Annotated in this window: 18 protein-coding genes; 8 read left to right on the top strand and 10 right to left on the bottom strand. The window is 72.2% G+C overall.

The genetic code is table 11. The features are described 5' to 3' along the window. Nucleotides 1–8 precede the first annotated feature (8 nt). The gene (locus tag ACWCQ1_RS26045; protein WP_358601226.1) at nt 9–1061 is read right to left on the bottom strand and encodes a DUF6745 domain-containing protein; all 1053 of its coding nucleotides are present in this window, start codon (nt 1059–1061) and stop codon (nt 9–11) included. Nucleotides 1062–1083: 22 nt separating this feature from the next. Continuing rightward, nucleotides 1084–1410, bottom strand: a complete 327-nt coding sequence (locus ACWCQ1_RS26050) for a hypothetical protein (RefSeq protein ID WP_133043827.1) — start codon at nt 1408–1410, stop codon at nt 1084–1086. A gap of 170 nt (nt 1411–1580) precedes the next feature. Here ACWCQ1_RS26050 and ACWCQ1_RS26055 point away from each other — a divergent pair, with 170 nt between their 5' ends. From ACWCQ1_RS26055 to ACWCQ1_RS26075, 5 genes are read left to right on the top strand one after another with little or no spacing between them, the layout of a single operon-like run. Continuing rightward, on the top strand, nt 1581–2540 hold the full coding sequence (locus tag ACWCQ1_RS26055; RefSeq protein WP_133043826.1) for an STM4015 family protein: 960 nt from the start codon (nt 1581–1583) through the stop codon (nt 2538–2540). An 11-nt stretch (nt 2541–2551) separates the two neighbouring features. After that, entirely contained in the window at nt 2552–3703 is a 1152-nt protein-coding gene (locus ACWCQ1_RS26060; protein WP_451027499.1) for an STM4014 family protein, read from the top strand. Then, complete coding sequence (locus ACWCQ1_RS26065) at nt 3700–4515, top strand: STM4013/SEN3800 family hydrolase (protein WP_451027550.1); 816 nt, start codon at nt 3700–3702, stop codon at nt 4513–4515. The genes ACWCQ1_RS26060 and ACWCQ1_RS26065 overlap by 4 nt, the downstream gene beginning before the upstream one ends. Beyond that, entirely contained in the window at nt 4512–5849 is a 1338-nt protein-coding gene (locus ACWCQ1_RS26070; protein ID WP_451027500.1) for an STM4012 family radical SAM protein, read from the top strand. The genes ACWCQ1_RS26065 and ACWCQ1_RS26070 overlap by 4 nt, the downstream gene beginning before the upstream one ends. Before the next feature lie 10 nt (nt 5850–5859). Continuing rightward, nucleotides 5860–6720, top strand: coding sequence for an STM4011 family radical SAM protein (locus tag ACWCQ1_RS26075; protein WP_133043822.1), 861 nt, complete (start codon nt 5860–5862; stop codon nt 6718–6720). Here ACWCQ1_RS26075 and ACWCQ1_RS26080 read toward each other — a convergent pair. After that, on the bottom strand, nt 6712–7257 hold the full coding sequence (locus tag ACWCQ1_RS26080; RefSeq protein ID WP_358601214.1) for a hypothetical protein: 546 nt from the start codon (nt 7255–7257) through the stop codon (nt 6712–6714). The genes ACWCQ1_RS26075 and ACWCQ1_RS26080 overlap by 9 nt on opposite strands. After that, nucleotides 7254–7784 carry an ATP-binding protein gene (locus ACWCQ1_RS26085; protein ID WP_358601211.1) on the bottom strand — a complete coding sequence of 177 codons (531 nt, stop codon included), beginning with the start codon at nt 7782–7784 and terminating at the stop codon, nt 7254–7256. The genes ACWCQ1_RS26080 and ACWCQ1_RS26085 overlap by 4 nt, the downstream gene beginning before the upstream one ends. 197 nt (nt 7785–7981) lie before the next feature. Between ACWCQ1_RS26085 and ACWCQ1_RS26090 the strand changes: the two genes are divergently transcribed. Further along, nucleotides 7982–8212 (top strand): DUF397 domain-containing protein, encoded by a 231-nt coding sequence (locus ACWCQ1_RS26090; protein ID WP_133043820.1) that lies wholly within the window; start codon nt 7982–7984, stop codon nt 8210–8212. Between the two features lie 99 nt (nt 8213–8311). Then, the gene (locus tag ACWCQ1_RS26095; RefSeq protein ID WP_451027501.1) at nt 8312–9232 is read left to right on the top strand and encodes a helix-turn-helix domain-containing protein; all 921 of its coding nucleotides are present in this window, start codon (nt 8312–8314) and stop codon (nt 9230–9232) included. 13 nt (nt 9233–9245) lie between these two features. Here ACWCQ1_RS26095 and ACWCQ1_RS26100 read toward each other — a convergent pair whose 3' ends face one another. Beyond that, nucleotides 9246–10064 carry an SAM-dependent methyltransferase gene (locus tag ACWCQ1_RS26100; protein ID WP_358601208.1) on the bottom strand — a complete coding sequence of 273 codons (819 nt, stop codon included), beginning with the start codon at nt 10062–10064 and terminating at the stop codon, nt 9246–9248. Nucleotides 10065–10271: 207 nt separating this feature from the next. Here ACWCQ1_RS26100 and ACWCQ1_RS26105 point away from each other — a divergent pair, with 207 nt between their 5' ends. After that, nucleotides 10272–12428 carry a protein kinase domain-containing protein gene (locus tag ACWCQ1_RS26105; RefSeq protein ID WP_358601205.1) on the top strand — a complete coding sequence of 719 codons (2157 nt, stop codon included), beginning with the start codon at nt 10272–10274 and terminating at the stop codon, nt 12426–12428. Here ACWCQ1_RS26105 and ACWCQ1_RS26110 read toward each other — a convergent pair whose 3' ends face one another. The 5 genes from ACWCQ1_RS26110 to ACWCQ1_RS26130 all read right to left on the bottom strand — a co-directional run bounded on the left by ACWCQ1_RS26110 (nt 12429) and on the right by ACWCQ1_RS26130 (nt 18537). Then, complete coding sequence (locus ACWCQ1_RS26110; protein WP_133043816.1) at nt 12429–13001, bottom strand: phosphatase PAP2 family protein; 573 nt, start codon at nt 12999–13001, stop codon at nt 12429–12431. Continuing rightward, nucleotides 12994–14352, bottom strand: a complete 1359-nt coding sequence (locus tag ACWCQ1_RS26115) for a diacylglycerol/lipid kinase family protein (RefSeq protein WP_451027502.1) — start codon at nt 14350–14352, stop codon at nt 12994–12996. Before ACWCQ1_RS26115 ends, ACWCQ1_RS26110 begins: the two co-directional genes overlap by 8 nt. Nucleotides 14353–14503: 151 nt before the next feature. Further along, nucleotides 14504–16063: an APC family permease gene (locus ACWCQ1_RS26120; RefSeq protein ID WP_451027503.1), complete on the bottom strand. Its 1560-nt coding sequence runs from the start codon at nt 16061–16063 to the stop codon at nt 14504–14506. A gap of 164 nt (nt 16064–16227) precedes the next feature. After that, on the bottom strand, nt 16228–17703 hold the full coding sequence (locus ACWCQ1_RS26125; RefSeq protein ID WP_358601198.1) for an MFS transporter: 1476 nt from the start codon (nt 17701–17703) through the stop codon (nt 16228–16230). Nucleotides 17704–17802: 99 nt separating this feature from the next. Then, nucleotides 17803–18537 carry a DUF4097 family beta strand repeat-containing protein gene (locus tag ACWCQ1_RS26130; RefSeq protein WP_451027504.1) on the bottom strand — a complete coding sequence of 245 codons (735 nt, stop codon included), beginning with the start codon at nt 18535–18537 and terminating at the stop codon, nt 17803–17805. Between the last annotated feature and the right edge of the window lie 69 nt (nt 18538–18606).

Below are 18606 nucleotides of genomic sequence, written 5' to 3' on the forward strand. Positions count from 1 at the left end.
CGGCTCCCTCACGTCTCCCGCACCGGTGCGTAGACGTCGGCCTCCAGGCCGAACGTCCAGGCGACGCCCGCCCTGGCCGTCCGCGTCGACGGCGGAACGCGCAGCCAGTAGGTGCGCCGGGTGCCGTCGGGTTCCGGGGTGGAGTTGAGCACCTCGACCATCACCACCGGCTCGTCGTCGGGCAGTTCGATGCGCCAGAGGGTTCCGGTCTCGTCCCGGTGCACCGGGCGGGCCCCGGAATCGGCGAGGTAGCGGTCGTAGCCGTAGTACTCCAGCATCACCCGGCGCAGCTCGGCGTTGTCCTCGGCGCGGATGCGTTCCGGTGTCAGGGTGGGCAGTCCGGCTATGAACGTGGGCGGTACGGGCATGCCGCGCCAGGCGTGCAGGGCGAAGCCGTCGGGGTAGGCGAGGGCCGGGCCGTCGCCGTTGTCGAGGCGGCCCGCCTCGTCGCGCTGCAGGGCCACGGGCCGTTCCGACGCCACGGCGATGCGAGCGAAGGGCCACCACCAGCCCGCGCTGCGGCACACCTCGGCCAGGGCGCCGAGCGGGCCGTCGTGTGTCGGGAACGCGGCGAGCCAGGGGGCGTCGTGCTGGCCGAGCACGACGTCCAGCAGGAGCAGGCGCACCTCGGCCGCTTCCTTGCCGGTGTCGCGGCCCACCAGGTCCTCCAGGACGCCGGTACTGATCCGGTCGACGAGAGGCTGGGTGGAGGCCCACAGGCGTGCGCCGGTCGCCGCCCAGTGCGCGGCCCAGCCCTCGGCGCCGAGTTCGGCGTGCAGCCGCCGTCTCTCCAGCGCCCAGGGAGCGGTGCGCAGCGCCTCGCGCACGCTGGGGCCCCGGTCGGTGAGCTGTCGTATCAGCGTCACGGCCGCGCGCGGGGAGTCGGCCCACACCACCCGCTCCGGTTCGGGCAGTCCCGCCTCTCGGTAGGCCCGCCGGATGCCGTTCTCGGCGGTCACGCGGTCGGCGGGAGCGGTCGCGCAGGCGTACGCGCGCCACGTCGGCAGGTCCTGGGCGGTGCTCGCCCGGGTCAGGGGCTCTTCGGTGTCCGTGCTGGTCATGTGCTGTGCTCCTCTGTGCTGTTCAGTCGGCGACGACGCGGACGGACCCGGGCACGTACTCCCGCTGTCTGATCACCCGGTACCAGCCCTTGGGCAGCGCGATCGCGGCGTGTTCCTCGTGCACCACCCGGCCGCCCTGGGGAAGGTGCAGCAGCAGCGGGCCGAACGGCCCCGGTTCCCGCACCAGTTCGCCCGGACCCACGACCGCGTGGGCGTGTCCGGTGACCTCGCCCAGCGCCAGCACGAGGCGGCCCCGCCCGTCCCGTCGCTCCCTGGGCGCGTGGGCCACATGCGCCGGCACCGCCTCCTCAATCACCGGCACGATCAGCACGTCTCCCTGCCTGAACACGGCTCTCCCCTCACCGCCGGGTGCACCACGCACCGGCCTCATGACCAAGACCGTAGGAGCCGCCACTGACAACGCCCCGAATCCCGCCCCGCCGGGGGGCGTTGTCAGTGGCTGTTGGTAGAACTGCCGACATCACATCCCGCGCACTCTTTCTCCTCAGGAGCAGCCGAATGACCATCCACGACCATCTCGACGCGTTGTACCGGCTGCCCGCGCACACCTTTCCCGGCCCCGCCGCGCCGACGGACGGCCTGCCCGAAGCGGACTCCGTGGCCTGGCGGATCACGGCGGACGTGTACGACGCCGACGAGGACTGGGCCGACGCCTTCGCCCGTTTCTGCGCCGCCGTCGACACCACCCGGGTGCGGGCCCTGATCGTGGGCGCCTGGGAGGAGGCGTACGAAACCGACCCCTCCCCCGTGATCGCCGCCCTGCTCGGGGCGCGGGACCGCTTCCCAGCGCTGCGCGCCCTGTTCCTCGGGGACATGGTGATGGAGGAGTGCGAGATCTCCTGGATCAACCAGACCGACGTCAGTGGGCTGTTGACGGGTTTTCCGGCGCTGGAGGAGTTCGGTGTGCGGGGTGGATCGGGGCTCGGGTTCACCGCCCTGAGCCACGCTGCGCTGCGCCGGCTCGTCGTGGAGACGGGCGGGTTGCCCGCCGCGGTGGTGCGCGGTGTCGGCGCCAGTGATCTGCCCGCGCTGGAGCACCTGGACCTGTGGCTGGGCACTCCCGACTACGGCGGTGACAGCGAGGTCGGCGACCTGGAGGGCATCCTGTCCGGCGCACGGTTGCCGCGTCTGCGTCATCTGGCCCTGCGCAACAGCGAGATGCAGGACGCGGTGGCCGCGGCCGTCGCCGCCGCTCCCGTCGTCGCCCGCCTGGAGGTGCTGGACCTGTCCATGGGCGTGCTGACCGACGAGGGCGCCGGCGCGCTGCTCGGCGGACAGCCGCTCACCCACCTCAAGAAGCTCGACCTCCACCATCACTACCTGAGCGAGCCCTTCGTGGAGCGGATCCGCCGCACGCTGGAGTCGGCGGGCGTGGAGGTCGATCTCGACCGCGGTGACGCGGACGAGGTCACCGAGGACGGCGGCACGGTCTGGCGCTACGTCGCCGTGGGCGAGTGAGTGTCCGCTTGGTGAGCCGAGCAGCGACTCCTCCGCGTTTCGCCGTGGTCGGGAACCCGGGCAACCGGCGGGTTTCCCTCTTCGCCGACGCGGTGCGTGCGGCCGGTCTGCCAGGGCCGCGTCTGGTGCCGTGGGCGGACGTCCTGCGCGAGGAGGGTGCGGACTTCGACGCGGACGAGATCGTGCGCGTCGACTCTCCCGGCGAGGATCCCGAGGTCGACCGTCTGTTGCGGGGAGTGCCGGATCCCACTCGGGTGGAGGGGTCGGCGCGTTGGTACGCGGGGTTGGTCGCCGCGTTGCGGTCGTTGCGCGGTGGTGTCCGGCTGGACGATCCCGACGAGCTCGCGGTGCTGTTCGACAAGCGCCGTTGTCACGCCGTACTGGATGCGGCGGGGGTTCCGGTGCCGTTCTCGCCGACGTCGGGGCCGGAGGGCTCGGCGGTGCGGGGCTGGGAGGATGTGCGGACGCTGATGCGGGAGCACCGTATGCCGCGGCTGTTCGTCAAGCCCGCTCATGGGTCGTCCGCTTCCGGGGTTCTGGCCGTGGAGGCGGGCGGGGGTGGGCGGATCCGGGCGACGACCTCGGTGGAGCTCGCCGCGGACGGCCGTCTGTACAACTCCCTCAAGGTGCGGCGGTACGAGCGCGAGCGGGACATCGCCGTCGTCGTCGACGCGCTGGCGCCCGAGGGGCTGCATCTCGAGCGCTGGGTGCCCAAGGCCTCCCTGCAGGGACGCTCGGCGGATCTGCGGGTGGTCGTGGTCGCCGGCCAGGCCACCCACGCGGTGGTCCGCACCAGTCGCACACCGCTGACCAACCTCCATCTCGGCGGCAGCCGGGGCGACCTGGAGGCCGCCCGCGAGGCCGTGGAGGTGTCGGGGGGCCGTTGGGCGGCCGTGCTGGAGGTGTGCGAGCGGGCGGCGGCCTGTTTTCCGCGCACGCTGTGCGTCGGCGTCGATCTGCTGCCGGCCGTCGGGTGGCGCAGAGCTTTCGTCGGCGAGGTCAACGCCTTCGGCGATCTGCTGCCCCGGCTGACCGGTCTGCCCGGCAGCGGCGCCGAGGGACTGGACACCTATGCCGCGCAGGTGGCGGCCGCCCTGCTCATCCACCCGCGGCCCGCACCGCCCGTACAGAACAGGAACAGCGCATGTCCGAGCCCGACATGAACGAGATCGTCGGCCGCGACGACCTCCTCCTCGTCACCCTCGACACACTCCGCCACGACGTGGCCGTCGAGCAGGCGGCCGAGGGCCGCATCCCCAACCTGGCCCGTCACCTCCCGGGCGGCGCCTGGGAGAAGCGCCACGCACCCGGCAGTTTCACCTACGCCTCCCATCAGGCGATCTTCGCGGGTTTCCTGCCGACGCCGGCCTCCCCGGGGCCGCATCCGCGGCTGTTCGCGGCGAGCTTCGCCGGCAGCGAGACCACCGCCGACGGCACCTTCGTCTACGACACCCCCGACCTGGTGTCCGGACTGGCCAAGGCCGGCTATCACACCGTGTGCATCGGGGGCGTCGGCTTCTTCAACAAGCAGGGCCCGCTCGGCTCGGTCCTGCCCGGCCTCTTCGACGAGTCCCACTGGGAGACCGGCTTCGGCGTCACCTCGCCCCGGTCCTTCGAGAACCAGATCTCCCGAGCCGAGCGGATCGTTTCCCGGCTCCCCCCAGAGCAGCGGCTGTTCCTCTTCGTGAACGTCTCCGCGCTCCACCAGCCGAACTGGTTCCATCTGCCCGGCGCGACCCGCGAGGCCGGGGACAGCCGCGCCACGCACGCCGCCGCGCTGGAGTACGTCGACCGGCACATCGGCCGGCTCTTCGCCGCCGCGAGTTCCCGGCGCCGCTGTTTCGCGATCGTCTGCTCCGACCACGGCACCGCCTACGGCGACGACGGCTACACCGGCCACCGCCTCGGCCACGAGTCCGTGTGGACCGTGCCCTACGCCCAGTTCTTCCTCGACCCCGCCGAGGCCGCCCGATGACCACAGCGCAGCTCACCAGTCCCTACCAGCACTACGTGTACGCCTATCCGCACAAGACCGCCTACCGCACCGTGCCCGACCGGCCCGCGCTGCGGTCGCTGTGGGCGGGCGAGGACAAGAGCGCTCTCTCCCTCTATCTGCACATACCGTTCTGCGAGGTGCGCTGCGGCTTCTGCAACCTGTTCACGCGCATCGGCGCGCCCGACGGGTTGACCGGTGCCTACCTGGACGCCCTGGAGCGGCAGGCCGACGCGGTGCGCGCGGCACTCGGCGACACGGGCGAGGTGCGCTTCGCCACCGGGGCCTTCGGCGGCGGCACGCCCACCTTCCTGACCGCGGCCGAGCTGGCGCGCCTGTGCGACATCGCCGAGCGGCGCATGGGCGCCGACCTGCGGGCGATCCCGCTGTCCGTCGAGGCCTCACCCGCCACGGCCACCGCCGACCGTCTCGCCGTGCTGGCGGAGCGCGGCACGACCCGACTGAGCCTGGGCGTGCAGAGCTTCGTCGACGCCGAGGCCCGGGCCGCCGTACGCCCGCAGCGCCGCGCCGACGTCGAGGCCGCCCTGGGCCGCGTCCGGGACGCCGGCATCCCGGTCCTCAACATCGACCTCATCTACGGCATCGACGGCCAGAGCGAGCGGAGTTGGCGGCACTCCCTGGACGCTGCCCTGGCCTGGCGCCCGGAGGAGCTGTACCTCTATCCGCTCTACGTCCGCCCCCTGACCGGTCTCGACCGCCACCGGGGCGAGCCGGGCACCGACCCGGCCTGGGACGAGCAGCGGCTGCGCCTGTACCGCGCGGGTCGTGACCATCTTCTGGCGCAGGGGTACGTCCAGCAGTCCATGCGGATGTTCCGCCGGGCGGACGCTCCAGCGCAGGGTGCCGACGACTACGCCTGCCAGACCGACGGCATGATCGGCCTCGGGTGCGGGGCGCGTTCGTACACCCGGGGGCTGCACTACTCCTTCGACTACGCGGTCGGCATGCACGAGATCCGCGGCATCATCGACGACTACGTCCGCGCCGACGACTTCGCCCACGCCGAGGTCGGCTACCGGATGGACGCCGACGAAGCCCGCCGGCGGCATCTCCTGCAGTCCCTGTTGCAGGCGGAGGGCCTGGAGGCCGCCGACTACCGTGCCCGGTTCGGGAGTTCTCCCGGCGACGACTTCGCCGCCGAGCTCGAGGAGCTGGCCGGGCGTGGCTGGCTGGCCGGCTCCGGGTCCGCGCGTCTGCGTCTGAGTCCGGAGGGGCTCGCCCACTCCGACGCGATCGGCCCGCGGTTGTTCTCGCCGGCCGTGCGGGCCGCGATGGCCGCGTACGAGAGGAAGTGACCGGCCGTCCATGGACCTGACGATCCTTTACCGGGGACCGCTCGCCTCCTGTGACTACGACTGCCCCTACTGCCCGTTCGCCAAGCGGCGCGATTCGACCGCACAACTGCGTGCCGACCGGGCCGCCCTGGAGCGTTTCGCGGACTGGGCCGCCGCCCGGAGCGGTGATCGTCTGTCACTGCTGTTCACTCCGTGGGGTGAGGGTCTGGTGCGCTCCTGGTACCGGCAGACCCTCGTGCGGCTGTCCCGTCTGCCGCACATCCGCCGGGTCGCCATCCAGACCAACCTCAGCTGCCGCACCGACTGGCTCGCGGACGCCGATCCGGACACCCTGGCCCTGTGGTGCACCTACCACCCCGGGCAGACGCCGTACGACCGCTTCCTCACCAAGTGCCGTGAACTCGCCGACCGGGGCGTGCGTTTCAGCGTCGGTGTGGTGGGGTTGCCCGAGCATCTGGAGGCCGCCCGCCGACTGCGGGCCGACCTGCCCGGCCATGTCTATCTGTGGGTCAACGCCGCAGAGGGGCACATCTATCAGGACGCCGAGGCCGACCTGTGGACCGCGCTCGACCCCCTCTTCCCCTACAGCCGCCACCCGCACACCAGCGCCGGCCTGCCCTGCCGTACCGGTGAGTCCGTGATCTCGGTCGACGGCGACGGGACCGTGCGGCGCTGCCATTTCGTCCGTGCCGAACTGGGCAATCTCTACGACGGTTCCTACCGCGCCGCCCTGCGTCCCCGGCCGTGTCCGCTGGCCGTGTGCGACTGCCACATCGGCTATGTGCATCTGGAGACCCTGCCCCTGTACGACGTCTTCGCCGGCGGGGTTCTGGAGCGGATCCCGGCCGCGGTGCCGCTCCGGTCAGGGTGAGCGTGTGCTCGACCACCCGGCCGGGCTCCCGCCCTCCGGGGCGGCCAGCGCGGTGGCCAGTTCCTCGGTGGCGTCGACCAGTTCGGCGTCCGCCTCGCTCAGCAGTCGCGGGATGGCGTCGCTGTGCGCGCGGACGGCGCGGCGGGCGGCGTGCTCCCAGGCGATGTGGTCGCCGTGGCGGTGGCGCAGTTTGGGGTAGGCGGCGGCCGTGGTCTCCCACTGGCGGGCGTCGGCGATGTTGCGGAGCAGGTGCAGGATCTGGGCACGGCAGGTGACCTGGGGGCGCTGGGCGAGGTCCCACAGGAACGGGACGGTGACGGCGGTGGCCTGGCCGACGACGAAGCCGTGGCGGCAGATGCGGTTGCGCAGGCCCGCCAGCGCGGTGTGGGCGGCGCCGGCGTCGCCCGAGGCGAGGGCGGCGAGCAGGTAGGGGATGGCGGCGGCGGACCCGGTGGTGTCCTTGATCTCGCGCCATGGCACCCGTGTGACGTCGCCGAGGGTGGCGGGCGGCTGGTCGTTCCGGATGGGGGCGTTCATCGCTTCGGGCTCTCGCCGTCTCCCCCGTCCAGGACGCGGCGCCGCGTGGGCAGCATGGCCCAGACCGTCTTGCCCGCGAGGGCGCGGCGGGTCCAGCCCCAGTGTTCGGACAGGGCGTCGACGATGCGCAGGCCGCGGCCGTTCTCGTCCAGATCGTCGGACGCCGGGCGACACGTCGGCACGGCGCTGTCGGGATCGCTGACGGCACAGACGAGGTGACTGGTGCGCAGGGTCAGCCTGAGCCACACCTCGTGCTCGGCGGCCGGGTCGGGCCGGGCGTGGGTGAGGGCGTTGGCGACGAGTTCGGAGATGATGCTCAGCGCGTCGTCACGGCAGTGGTCCAACCGCCAGTGTCCGAGCGTGTGTTCGGTGAAGGCGCGGGCCTGGGCGCTTCCCCTGCCGGTGCCGGACAGGCACAGGGCGGCGGTCCGGGGAGCGCGGCGCGCGGGTGCGGCGAGGAGCGGGGGAAGGTCCTCCGAGCGCGCGGGCGGGCCGAACAGGGCTGCTGGGTGCGCGGGCGACGACACAGCACCTCCTGAGAGGACGACAGGACGGGCGCCAGCGGGGGCGGTTGACGCCCTGGTTATTATCCACGCTGAGAGCATGTTCGTGCAATTTCACGGAAAATTGCATGCGTTGAACGATGGAGCCGACGCCGCGGGCGGCCCGCCACCGGTGAGGTGGCAGGCCGCTGATGTGGCGCAACACGAGCAAGGAGAGTGCCGTGCCGTCAGTTCGTAACGGGGTACGGGCCAGCGCGCTGGGCGTGGACTGGATCAAGAGCCGTCACAGCAACGCCGAGGGCAACTGCGTGGAAGTCGCCGCCCTGCCCGAAGGAGGCGTCGCCGTACGCAACTCCCGCGACCCGCACGGGCCCGCGCTGGTCTACACACCGGCCGAGGTGGCCGCCTTCATCGCCGGAGCGAAGGACGGGGAGTTCGACCACCTCGTATGATCCCGTGGTCTCCCGGACGCCACTTCCGGCGACACGGGCGCCGAGAGGCAGAACAGTGCGATAATGCGCCCTGTTGTCGTCTGCATACCGGGAGTCAGGATGTCGTCCGAGTCGCCGCGCGTCTCCCGCCTCGAACCGTATCTGGACCGCACCGAACCGGCCCCTACCCTGCTGAAAATGCTGGTCGGGGTGCAGCTGGCGGGTTTTCGCGAGGATGTCGGCCTCTCTCAGGAACAGGCCGCTCGGGCCGTGGGGTTCAGCCCGGCGAAGCTGTCCCGCATCGAGGCGGGCAAGGGACGCCGGCCGCCCACCGAGGATGATGTCCGGGCGCTGCTGCAGCTGTACAAGACGGACGACCACGAGACGTCGGTCCTGCTGCAGCTGCTGCGGCGCGCCGGGGAACCGGGCTGGTGGCAGCGCTTCGACAAGCGTCTGATGCCCGAGTGGTTCGACCGGCTCGTCGGGCTGCAGGAGGCGGCCGAGGCGATCCGTACCTTCGAGATCCAGTACGTTCCCGGACTGCTGCAGACCCCGGCCTACACCCGTGCCGTGGTGGAACGCGGCCTGCCCTCGGCACCGGCCCGCGAGGTGGAGCGGCGGGTGGAACTGCGCACGCGGCGACGGGAGTTGCTGCAGCGCTCGGACCCGCCCCAGCTGTGGGCGGTCGTCGACGAGTCGGTGCTGTGGCGTGTGCTGGGCAGCCGCGAGGTGATGCGGGAACAGCTCGAGTACCTGGTCAAGATGGCCCAACTCCCCCACGTGACCGTGCAGATCGTCCCCCTGGACGTGACGAACGCCTCCGCACCGGCCATCCCCGTCACCTATCTGCGCTTCGGCGGGCTCGAACTGCCGGACGTGGTCTACCTCGAGCACATCAGGAGCGCCACGTTCCTGGAGGACCGCGACGAGACGGAGGAGTACCGGGTGACCCTCGACCGGCTGGCGGACGAGGCCCTCAACCCCCGCGAGTCCCTGACCCTCCTCCGTGAGACGGCCGAAGGCCGGTACGGGGCCCGGTGACCCGGGCCGCCGGCTACCGGAGGCGGCCCACCCCGCCGAACTCGATCCACTCCTGGGTGAGCTGACGCGGCGCCACCTCGGTGTCCGGCCGCCACGTGGACACCTCCACCAGGCCCGGCTCCAGGACGTCCATCCCCTCGAACCACTCGGCGACGTCCTTCTCCTGCCGCACCCGCCCCCAGTGGCCCTGGGTCGCCTGGTCCATGAAGTTCGTGACGAAGTCCCGCACTTCGGCGTCCTCGCTCACCAGCTGGCACATCACCAGATAGCTGCCGGGCACGAGCCGTTCGGTCACCCGGCGCACCACCGCGAGCGGACCGTCGGTGTCGCTGTCGGGGATGCAGTGGAAGACCGAGTTGAACAGCACGGCCACCGGCTGCGAGAAGTCGATCAACCGCTCGGTGTCGGGGTGGGAGAAGATCATGTCGGTGTCGCGCAGGTCCGCCTGGATGACGGCGGTGCGGTCGTTCTGGTCCAGCAGGGCGCGGCCGTGCACCAGGACCATCGGGTCGTTGTCGACGTAGACCACCCGCGACTGCGGATCGACCCGCTGCGCGACCTGGTGCACATTGTCCTGCGTGGGCAGACCGGAGCCGTGGTCGAGGAACTGGCGCACGCCGTACTCCTGCGCCAGCGTCCTCACCACCCGCTGCAGAAAGCGCCGGTTGTTCAGCGCCAACGCGCGCGTGCTCGGAACCACCTTGTCGAGTTCCTCGCAGGCGGCCCGGTCGACGGCGTAGTTGTCCTTGCCGCCCAGATAGTGGTCGTACATGCGCGCGGCCGTGGGCACCGTCGCATCGATCTTCGTGGACAACTGCTTCCCGGACTCCATCGTCTCCCCCACTCCCGCACCGGACCCGGCGCACCCGAATGCCAGGCAATACATCCTAGGGACACCGCACTTGAGCCAACCACCCACTTGATCGAACCGCCCGTAACAGTGCTGTGCCCGGTCGCCGGACGCACCGTTAGAGTGAACGGTCCATGCCATACGGCCGCGTACTCGTTCATGCAGGCCCCACCCGGTGAAGGAGCTCAGGTGACCCTGCGCGAGGACGATCCCCGGTCGGTGGGGGGATACCGGATCGAGGCGCGCATCGGGACCGGCGGCATGGGTGTCGTCTACCTGGGCCGGTCGGTGTCGGGACGGGCCGTCGCCATCAAGGTGATCCACGCCCGGTACGCGGGCGACGCCGAGTTCCGGGCCCGGTTCCGGCAGGAGGTCGCGGCGGCCCGGCAGGTCAGCGGGGCGTTCACCGCGCCGGTGGTGGACGCCGATCCGGAGGCGGCCCGGCCCTGGATGGCCACCGCCTTCGTCCCGGGACGGACCCTCACCGACCGCGTCGCCGAGTCGGGTCCGCTGGACTGGCCCTCGCTGCGCCGTCTGGGCACCGAACTCGCCGAGGCGCTGCGGGAGATCCACCGGGCCGGGGTGGTGCACCGGGACCTCAAGCCCAGCAACGTGCTGCTGCTGGACGCGGACGGCGAGGACGGGGCGGTGCGCGTCATCGACTTCGGCATATCGCGCGCCGCCGGCAGCGACGTCCGTACCCAGACCGGCGTCGTGATGGGCTCGCCGCCGTTCATGGCCCCGGAGCAGTTCAGCCGGCCGCGAGACGTGGGGCCGGCGGTCGACGTGTTCTCCATGGGCGCGGTGCTCGTGTACGCGGCCACCGGGCGCAGCCCCTTCGAGGCGGAGAACGCCTATCTCGCCGCGTACAGCACCGTCCACGGCGAGCCCGACCTGGGCCGGCTGCCTCGGCCGTTGCGCCCGCTGGTGACGGCCTGTCTGGCGAAGGACCCGGCCGGCAGACCGACCTCCGGCTCGGTCCTGAAGGCCCTGGCGGCCCTGCCCGAGGAACTGCCCGACGAAGAGCCCGCCGAAGAGCCCGCCGACCAGGCGTCGCCGGGCCAGGTGGCCGCGCTCACCGACACGGCGAAGGTGCCGGCCCGGCCGAAGCGGCGTGGCAAGCGGATGCGGACCGCGGTCGCGGGGGCGGCGGTCCTCGCCGTCGCGGCCACGGCCGTCACCGCCTCCGTGCTCGCGTCGAGCGACACCTCCGATCGTGCCGTCGTAGGGACCGCGAAGCCGTCGGCGTCGACACCGGCCGGCTGGAAACCGTGGCACAACGCGCTCGAGCCGGACGACAAGACGATGGGCATGAGGCCCGCGTGCACACCGGACGCGCTCGGTGTCTTCTGCTCCTCCCCGCAGGTCGCGCTGATGCGGCTGAGTCCCGCCACCGGCCGGGTGGACTGGACGAGGCCCATGAGCGAGAAGAAGGTCAGCAGCTTCTCGCTGAGCGAGCCCGTCGTGCACGACGGCGTGGTCTACGTCAACAGCGCCGACCGGTCCGAGGGCCTGGACGCCTACGACGGCCGGACCGGGAAGCGGCTGTGGCACCTGGACGGCCCGCTGGGCGGCTTCTCCGCACTCGGCGGTGTGCTGCTGGTCCGGCTGGACCCGCTCGGGACCTCCCGCACCGCCCGCTACGCGGCCCACGAGCCCCGCACGGGCGAGGAGTTGTGGCGACGGACGCTGACGGCCAACTCCGCCCGCCCGTTCTACGAGGGAGCCGAAGGGCTGCTCTACGCCGATCTGCGCGGCGGCAGCGGAGGGATCGCCCGTGTCGACGCCCGCACCGGCAGGAACCTGGGCGTCGTCGACGCGCCCAAGGGAGACCTGTGGCTGGCCACGGTGCACGACGGTTCGGCCTACTACGCCCGCTGGGAGAACGACAGCGGTGTCTCCGCCGCCTTCTTCATCCAGGACCTGCGCAGCGGAAGGACCCGCCGCATCGACTTCCCCTGGAGCGTCGACCCGGAGGCCCCGCCGCTGGTGCACGGCGACGCCATGTACATCTTCGACTACGACCACGAGACGCTGCTCGCCCTGGACCTCAGGCACGGCAAGCCGCTGTGGACCAGCGACCGCGACCTGCGCGTCTTCAGCGAACCGTCCCTGCACGACGGCCGGTTGTACGTCACCATGCCGGACACCAGCGTCCTCGCCCTCGACCCGCGCACCGGCAAGGAGATCGGACGCACCGGACGCTCCTTCGACACGACGGGACAGTCCTTCGAGGAACTGTCGCCGAGCGCCGTACCGCCCCTGCTGATCGGCAGCGTGCTGTACGGCGTCAGCGGACCGGGTGTCTTCTCGGTGGGCGACGTCCCCCGCCCTGCCGAGCCGTAGCTAGAGGTGGCGGGCGGCGGCCAGGACCGTGGCCGCGGCCCCGGTGCCCAGGACCGCGCCGGCGATGACGTCGCCCGGGTAGTGCACCCCGGTGTGGACGCGCGAGTAGCCCACGGCGACGGCCAGCAGGCCCAGGGGCACCGTCGCGACGGGCAGCGTGGGGCCGACCGCGGCGGCGAAGGCGACGGCCGAGGCGGTGTGCCCGGAGGGGAACGACGCGGACGCGGGCATCGGCACGTGCCGTCCCGGGAACGGCGAGTCCACGGCGCGGTGGGGACGTGGCCGTCGTACGAGCCGCTTGCCGAGCAGGTTGGCCGTGGCCGAGGCGACGCCGATCGCCGCGACACCGAGGGCGGCGGCGCGCCGCGACCGGCCGGGGCTCAGCGCGAGTGCCCCGGCGACGGCGAAGGAGATCTTGGAGTGGTCGGCCGCCGCGGACAGCCGGCGCAGCGCGGAATCCAGCGCGGGTGTGCTGGTGACCGTCACGGCCTCGTACAGCGCCTGGTCGAGGGTGGCGAGATCACGCAGCAGGCCTCGCGGTACACGTTGTTCCCGCGGGGTGCGGTCAGCCATCGCTGTGCTCCTGGTTCTTCTCTCGTGGGTCGGGTGCCCGGTGGAACGCGAGGCGCACGATACGCCGCCAGTCGACGGAGGGTGCGACGTACGGGGCGCCCGGTCTGTGTCTGGGCACACGTACCCGCAGTGCGCCGGGACGTATCGTGCACACGACGGGTGTGGGCAGGGTCAGTGCCTCACCGTCCACGGCCACCGGGATGAGCTCCGCCTCGGACTCGACGACCACACGGCGGGGCGTCAGGGTCGTGATGCCGCTGGCCCGCTCGCCCAGCAGCGCCACCTCGGCGGCCTGGGCCGCGCCCTCCACCCGGACCGCGATCACGCCGAGCCTGCCCGAGTCGAGCCGTTCCCTGCGCGCCCCTCCCAGGGGGTCGGCCCGGGCGTAGGGGTTGTTGCTGACCAGCACCGCCTGCGGGGCCTCCAGCCGCTCGTCGTCGGCCCGGGCCGTCAGCGCGGTGCTCGCCTCACCGGTCAGCAGGTCCGGCAGCTGGTCCAGGGCGGTGGCCGCCTTGGCCTCGCGGTAGTCGGGGCTCTGCACGATGTGCGCGTAGGTGCCGAACGAGGCCGTGTTGACGAACGGCCGGCCGGCCACGTCCCCGAGGTCGACGCGGAGTTCCACCCCGTCGGTGAGGGCGTCCAGGCTGCGCGTGGGGTCGTCGCGGTCCAGACCGAGGTCCAGGGCGAAGTGGTTGCGGGTGCCGGCGGTCACCACCATGAACGGCAGACCGTGTTCGGCGGCCACACCGGCCACCAGCGCCTGGGTGCCGTCACCGCCGGCCACCCCCAGCAGGTCGGCGCCCTCGGCGACGGCCTGCCGGGCCAGCGCGACCGGGTCCTGAGAGGTGTCCAGGTCGAGCAGGATCACTCGGGCGCCGAGGGCTTCGGCCCGTTCCACCAGCCCGTACTTGCCGACTTTTCCGCCGCCGGAGCGCGGGTTCATGATCAGTACGGGGTGGCGGGGTCTGCGCGTGCTGCGGGAATGCATTCCGTGCGGCTTGCGCTGCCTGCGCAGCGCGCTCCGCGCGCAGGCGAGCGCGGCGGTCCAGGCGGCCACGGCCCCCACCGCCACCAGCCACAGGCCCGACACCGCGTAGAGCACCAGAACGGCCATCGGCGCCACGACCGCCAGCAGGGCGCCGACGAAACGGGCGATGCCGCGGTGCGCCAGCGCCCACCAGATACCGGCCCCGGCCAGGGCGAGTCCCACCAGGCCCAGCAGCAGGATCAGCGACTTCCCGGCCCCCGCGACCACGGCGGCCACGGCACCGGCGACGCACACCAGGGAGAGCCGGGCCAGCAGTCGTGCCGAGCCCGGCTCCGCCTCACCTGTCCTTCGAGTGGCGTGCATGATGCGTCGGGCAGTCCCCGGGGTCCATGGTCCGCGTGCTCGACGCCATCGGTCTCCTCGGTGCTCCGGGTGCTGCCCAGCCCTCCTCCCCATGGTGGCCGCGGCCCGCGGCTCCGGCATCCCGGCGGTCCGCGGTGCAGACCGTGAGCGTCTACCCCGTGACGCCCGCGTTCAAGTCGTCGGGCTTCGCCGCGGCGGCCGCCGCGGCGCGGGTCGGCGCGCCCAGGGCCCAGAACAGGACACCGAGGACGATGAAGAGGGCCAGCGGAATGGCCTCCGTGAGGAGGTACTTGACGCGCTCGCCGTGGCTCCAGCCGTCCGGGGCGTAGTCCGAGCCGAACCAGTGGTCGCCGGCGCCGGGAGCGATCAGCTGCAGGGTCGCGAACAGGATCAGCACGGTCAGGACGATGCTGATGGCGAGGGGGAAGGGCGCCTTGTAGGGGCGGGGGACGTCGGGGGCCTTGCGGCGCAGGACCGGCAGGGCCGGGAAGATGCCCAGGTAGCTGACGAGCGTGGTGGAGACGGCGAGGCCGAGGACGGCACCGAAGAGCTTGGCGGCGCTGCCGTGGGTGAGCTCGTGGGCCAGGACCAGTACGAGGGTGGAGACCAGGCCGCTGAGGATGTTGACGCGCACCGGGGTGCCGAAGCGGCTGGAGATCACGCCGAGGAAGCGGGGGGCCGCGCCGTCGTAGCCGGAGACGGCCAGGGCGCGGTCGGAGCCCATGACCCAGGTGACGCCGGAGGAGAGCACCGTGAGGATGAACATGATCGCGGCCAGGTCGCCGAGGACGCTGCCGGCGCCGCTGAGCGTGACGCTGCCGTCGGCGGAGACGTGACCGCCGTAGACGGTGAAGACCTGCCGCATCGCGTCGATGAAGCCGCCGAGACCGGTGACCGCCTTGACCGGCAGGACGAGCAGGATGCCGAGGATCGGCAGGGCGTAGAGCAGGACGGACAGGACGGCGCTGCGGAAGATGGCGAAGGGGACGTCCTTCTGGGCGTCGGTCATCTCCTCGCCGGCGGTGTTGGGCAGTTCGAAGCCGACGTAGTTGAACATCAGGACGGGCACCAGGGCGACGAATCCTGCGTACGTCGGCGAGAAGTCGCCGCCCCCGAAGCCGTGCAGGCCGTGCTTGATGCCGTAGACCACGACGGTGAGGGTGAACAGGCCGAGGAGCACGAAGCGGCTCCAGGCGCCGAGGGTGGGGATCCACTTGCCGATGTCGAAGGAGAGGATCGCGGCGAGCACGCCCACCCAGACGAACAGGAGGGTGAAGACGTAGAAGGCCGGGGTGCTCAGGTCCTTTCCGTCGTTGAAGAAGGTGGTGTAGGCCGTGACGGCGGAGACGGACAGCGTGCCGCCGAGCCACACCGGGTTGGTGATCCAGTACAGGAAGTTGTTGACGGCTCCGGCGAGGCGTCCGAAGGCGCGGCTGGTCCATATGTAGGGGCCGCCCTCTTCGGGGAAGGCGGCACCCAGTTCGGCGGTGAGCAGCGCGGAGGGGATGAAGAAGACGACGGCCAGCACGAGGAGCCAGGTGAACGCCTCGGCGCCGTTGGAGGCGACGCTGCCGATGGTGTCGACGCCGACGATGGTGCACAACAGGAAGAAGAGGATGTCGAAACGGCCGAAGTGCTTGCGCAGCTTCTGCCGTTCGGTCTGGGCCGCCGGCGGCGGGGCCGGCTCGAAGGTGGTGGGGCCAGCAGTCACCAGGGGCTCCTGTGTGCTCGTACCGACAGGCGAGATTTGGCCAATGATCTGGCGGTATCGGACGGCCCACAAGCGGTCATGGACAACTCTTGACCATCGATTCTCCGGGTGGACGCACAGGTAACCGCGGCGAAACAGGGGAGCGTGGCCCGTGCGGCGCCGGTTCAGCCGTGGCCGGCGTGCAGGTGGCTGTGGGAGACCTCGGGCGGACAGGGCTCCCGCTTCGGGCGGCGGTGGCGGCGCCAGTCGTGGACGGCGAGGGTCAGGCCGGCGAGGACGGGCAGGACGCCGAGGCCCACGGCGGTGGCGACGGCGGTCCGGTAGTCGTGGTGGGCCGCGCCCAGGACCAGGTAGAAGACGCCGGGCAGGGCCGCCGTGCCGATGGCGCCGCCCAGGCGCTGTCCGGTCTGCAGGGCGCCGCCGGCGGCCCCGGCCATGCGGACGGGTACGTCCCGCAGGGTCATGGTGACGTTGGGAGAGATCACGCAGCCGCTGCCCACGCCGCCGACGAAGAGGACGGGGATGGTGAGCCAGGTCGCGACGTCGGCCGGGGCCAGGCGCAGGACCAGGGCGGTGCCGCCGAGGCCGATGGTGACGCCGACGAGGCCGCAGACGGTGAGCAGCCTGCCCAGCCGGTCGACCAGGCGCCCCGCGATCGCGGCGGCGAGGGCGGAGCCGAGGGCGAAGGGGGTCACCGCGAGCCCCGAGCGCAGCGGCGAGTAGTCCAGGCCGTTCTGGAAGAAGAGGGCGAACACCAGCCATACGCCGCTGAAGCCGATGAAGTACAGGGTGGCGATGCCCGCGCCGATGGCGTATCCGCGGACGGTGGTGACGAGGCGGGGGTCCAGCAGCGGCTGGCCCTCGCGGGCCAGGACGCGCCGCTCCCACTGGGCGAAGACGGCGAGCAGGGCCAGGCCCAGCGGGAAGAGCCACCACAGCCGTCGTACGCCGCCGGACTCGGCCAGGACGAGGGGGAGCATCAGGGCGAGGACGCCGGTGCCGAGGAGGGCGACGCCGCCCAGGTCGAGGCGTTCCCGGTGGCCCGGGACCGTGCTGGGGAGCAGGCGCATGCCCAGCAGCAGCGCGGCCATGCCGATGGGCACGTTGACGTAGAAGATCCAGCGCCAGCCCTGGGGGCCGTCGGCCAGGGTGAGGATGAGGCCGCCGACGACGGGGCCGACGGCGCTGGAGATGCCGACGGTGGCCCCGAACAGGCCGAAGGCGCGGCCGCGTTCGGCTCCGCGGAACATCTGCTGGATGAACGCGGAGTTCTGGGGGGCGAGGCAGCCCGCGGCGACACCCTGGGCGAGGCGGGCGGCGACGAGCAGGGCGATCGAGGGAGCGGCGCCGGCGGCGGCGCTGCACACGACGAACGCGGTCAGCGCCAGGAGGTAGATGCGGCGCCTGCCGATCGCGTCGCCGACGCGGCCCGCGGTGACCAGGACCAGGGCGAACGCGAGTGCGTAGCCGGAGACCACCCACTGGATGGCGGGGGCGGAGGCGTGCAGGTCGCGCTGCATGGAGGGGAGCGCCACGGCGACGATCGTGACGTCGAGCAGGCTCATGAACCCGGCCACCAGAGTGACCCACAGCGCTTTCCAGCGTCGTGGGTCGGGTGTGTCGTTCGCCTGCGTCGGCACTGCTCCTCCTTCGCGGACCGGGTGACCGGTGCGGCGGGTACCCGGAGAGGCGGGAGTGTCCCCTGCCGTGGTGCGGGGAGTGGGGGGGCGGACGCGGGTTCACTCCTGGTGGGCGTCGATGTCGCCGTTGACCGTGGTCAGCGTCATGGTAGGGCCGGTGCGGGCGTTGCGCGTGGGCAAGTCCACCGAGGTGCGGCCGTTCTGCGTGCCGGCCGTCACGGCGTAGGCGGGAGGGTCGTGTGGGACGGTGACGTCGACGGAGCCGTTGGTGGTCGTCGCGGAGACACCCGTGGGGGCCGTGGTGCAGGCGAGCGTCACGTCGCCGTTGACGGTGCTCGCGCGCAGCCGGTCCGCGGCGAGTCCGTCGGCGCGCACCGAGCCGTTGCGGGTGGTCAGGCGCAGCGTGGCGGTGTCGTCCCCGGCGCGGGTGACGGTCACGTCGCCGTTGACGGTGGTCAGGTCCAGTGCGGCCGCGATCCCCGCCGCGTCGATGCCGGCGTTGCGGGCGCCGACCGTGACGCTCATGCCGTCGGGGACCTTGACGTAGGGCATGCGGGGGCACGGGCCCGAGCACGACAGGTCGAGGGTCCAGGTGTGGTCGTGGTGGGACCAGGCGGTGTGGACGTGGTCGTCGACGGTGACACGGTGTCCGTCGGCCGGACGCAGGCGCAGGCCGTTGTCGGTGGTGATGACGAGGTGGTCACCGGATGCCGGGGGCCCGGAGGTCGCGGCGGCCGAGGTCCGGGACGCCTCGTGTGCGTCGTCGCCGCACGCCGTGGTCGCCGCGAGGAGGGGCAGGACCGCCGCGAGCAACAGCGCGGCTCTTGAGGGCATCGCCTTCATGGGCGTACGAGTGCCCCGTGCCGGCGTCCGTATGACGGGGTGTCGGGGGCAACGAAAGGA

It is taken from the genome of Streptomyces sp. NPDC002144 (genome assembly GCF_053593695.1).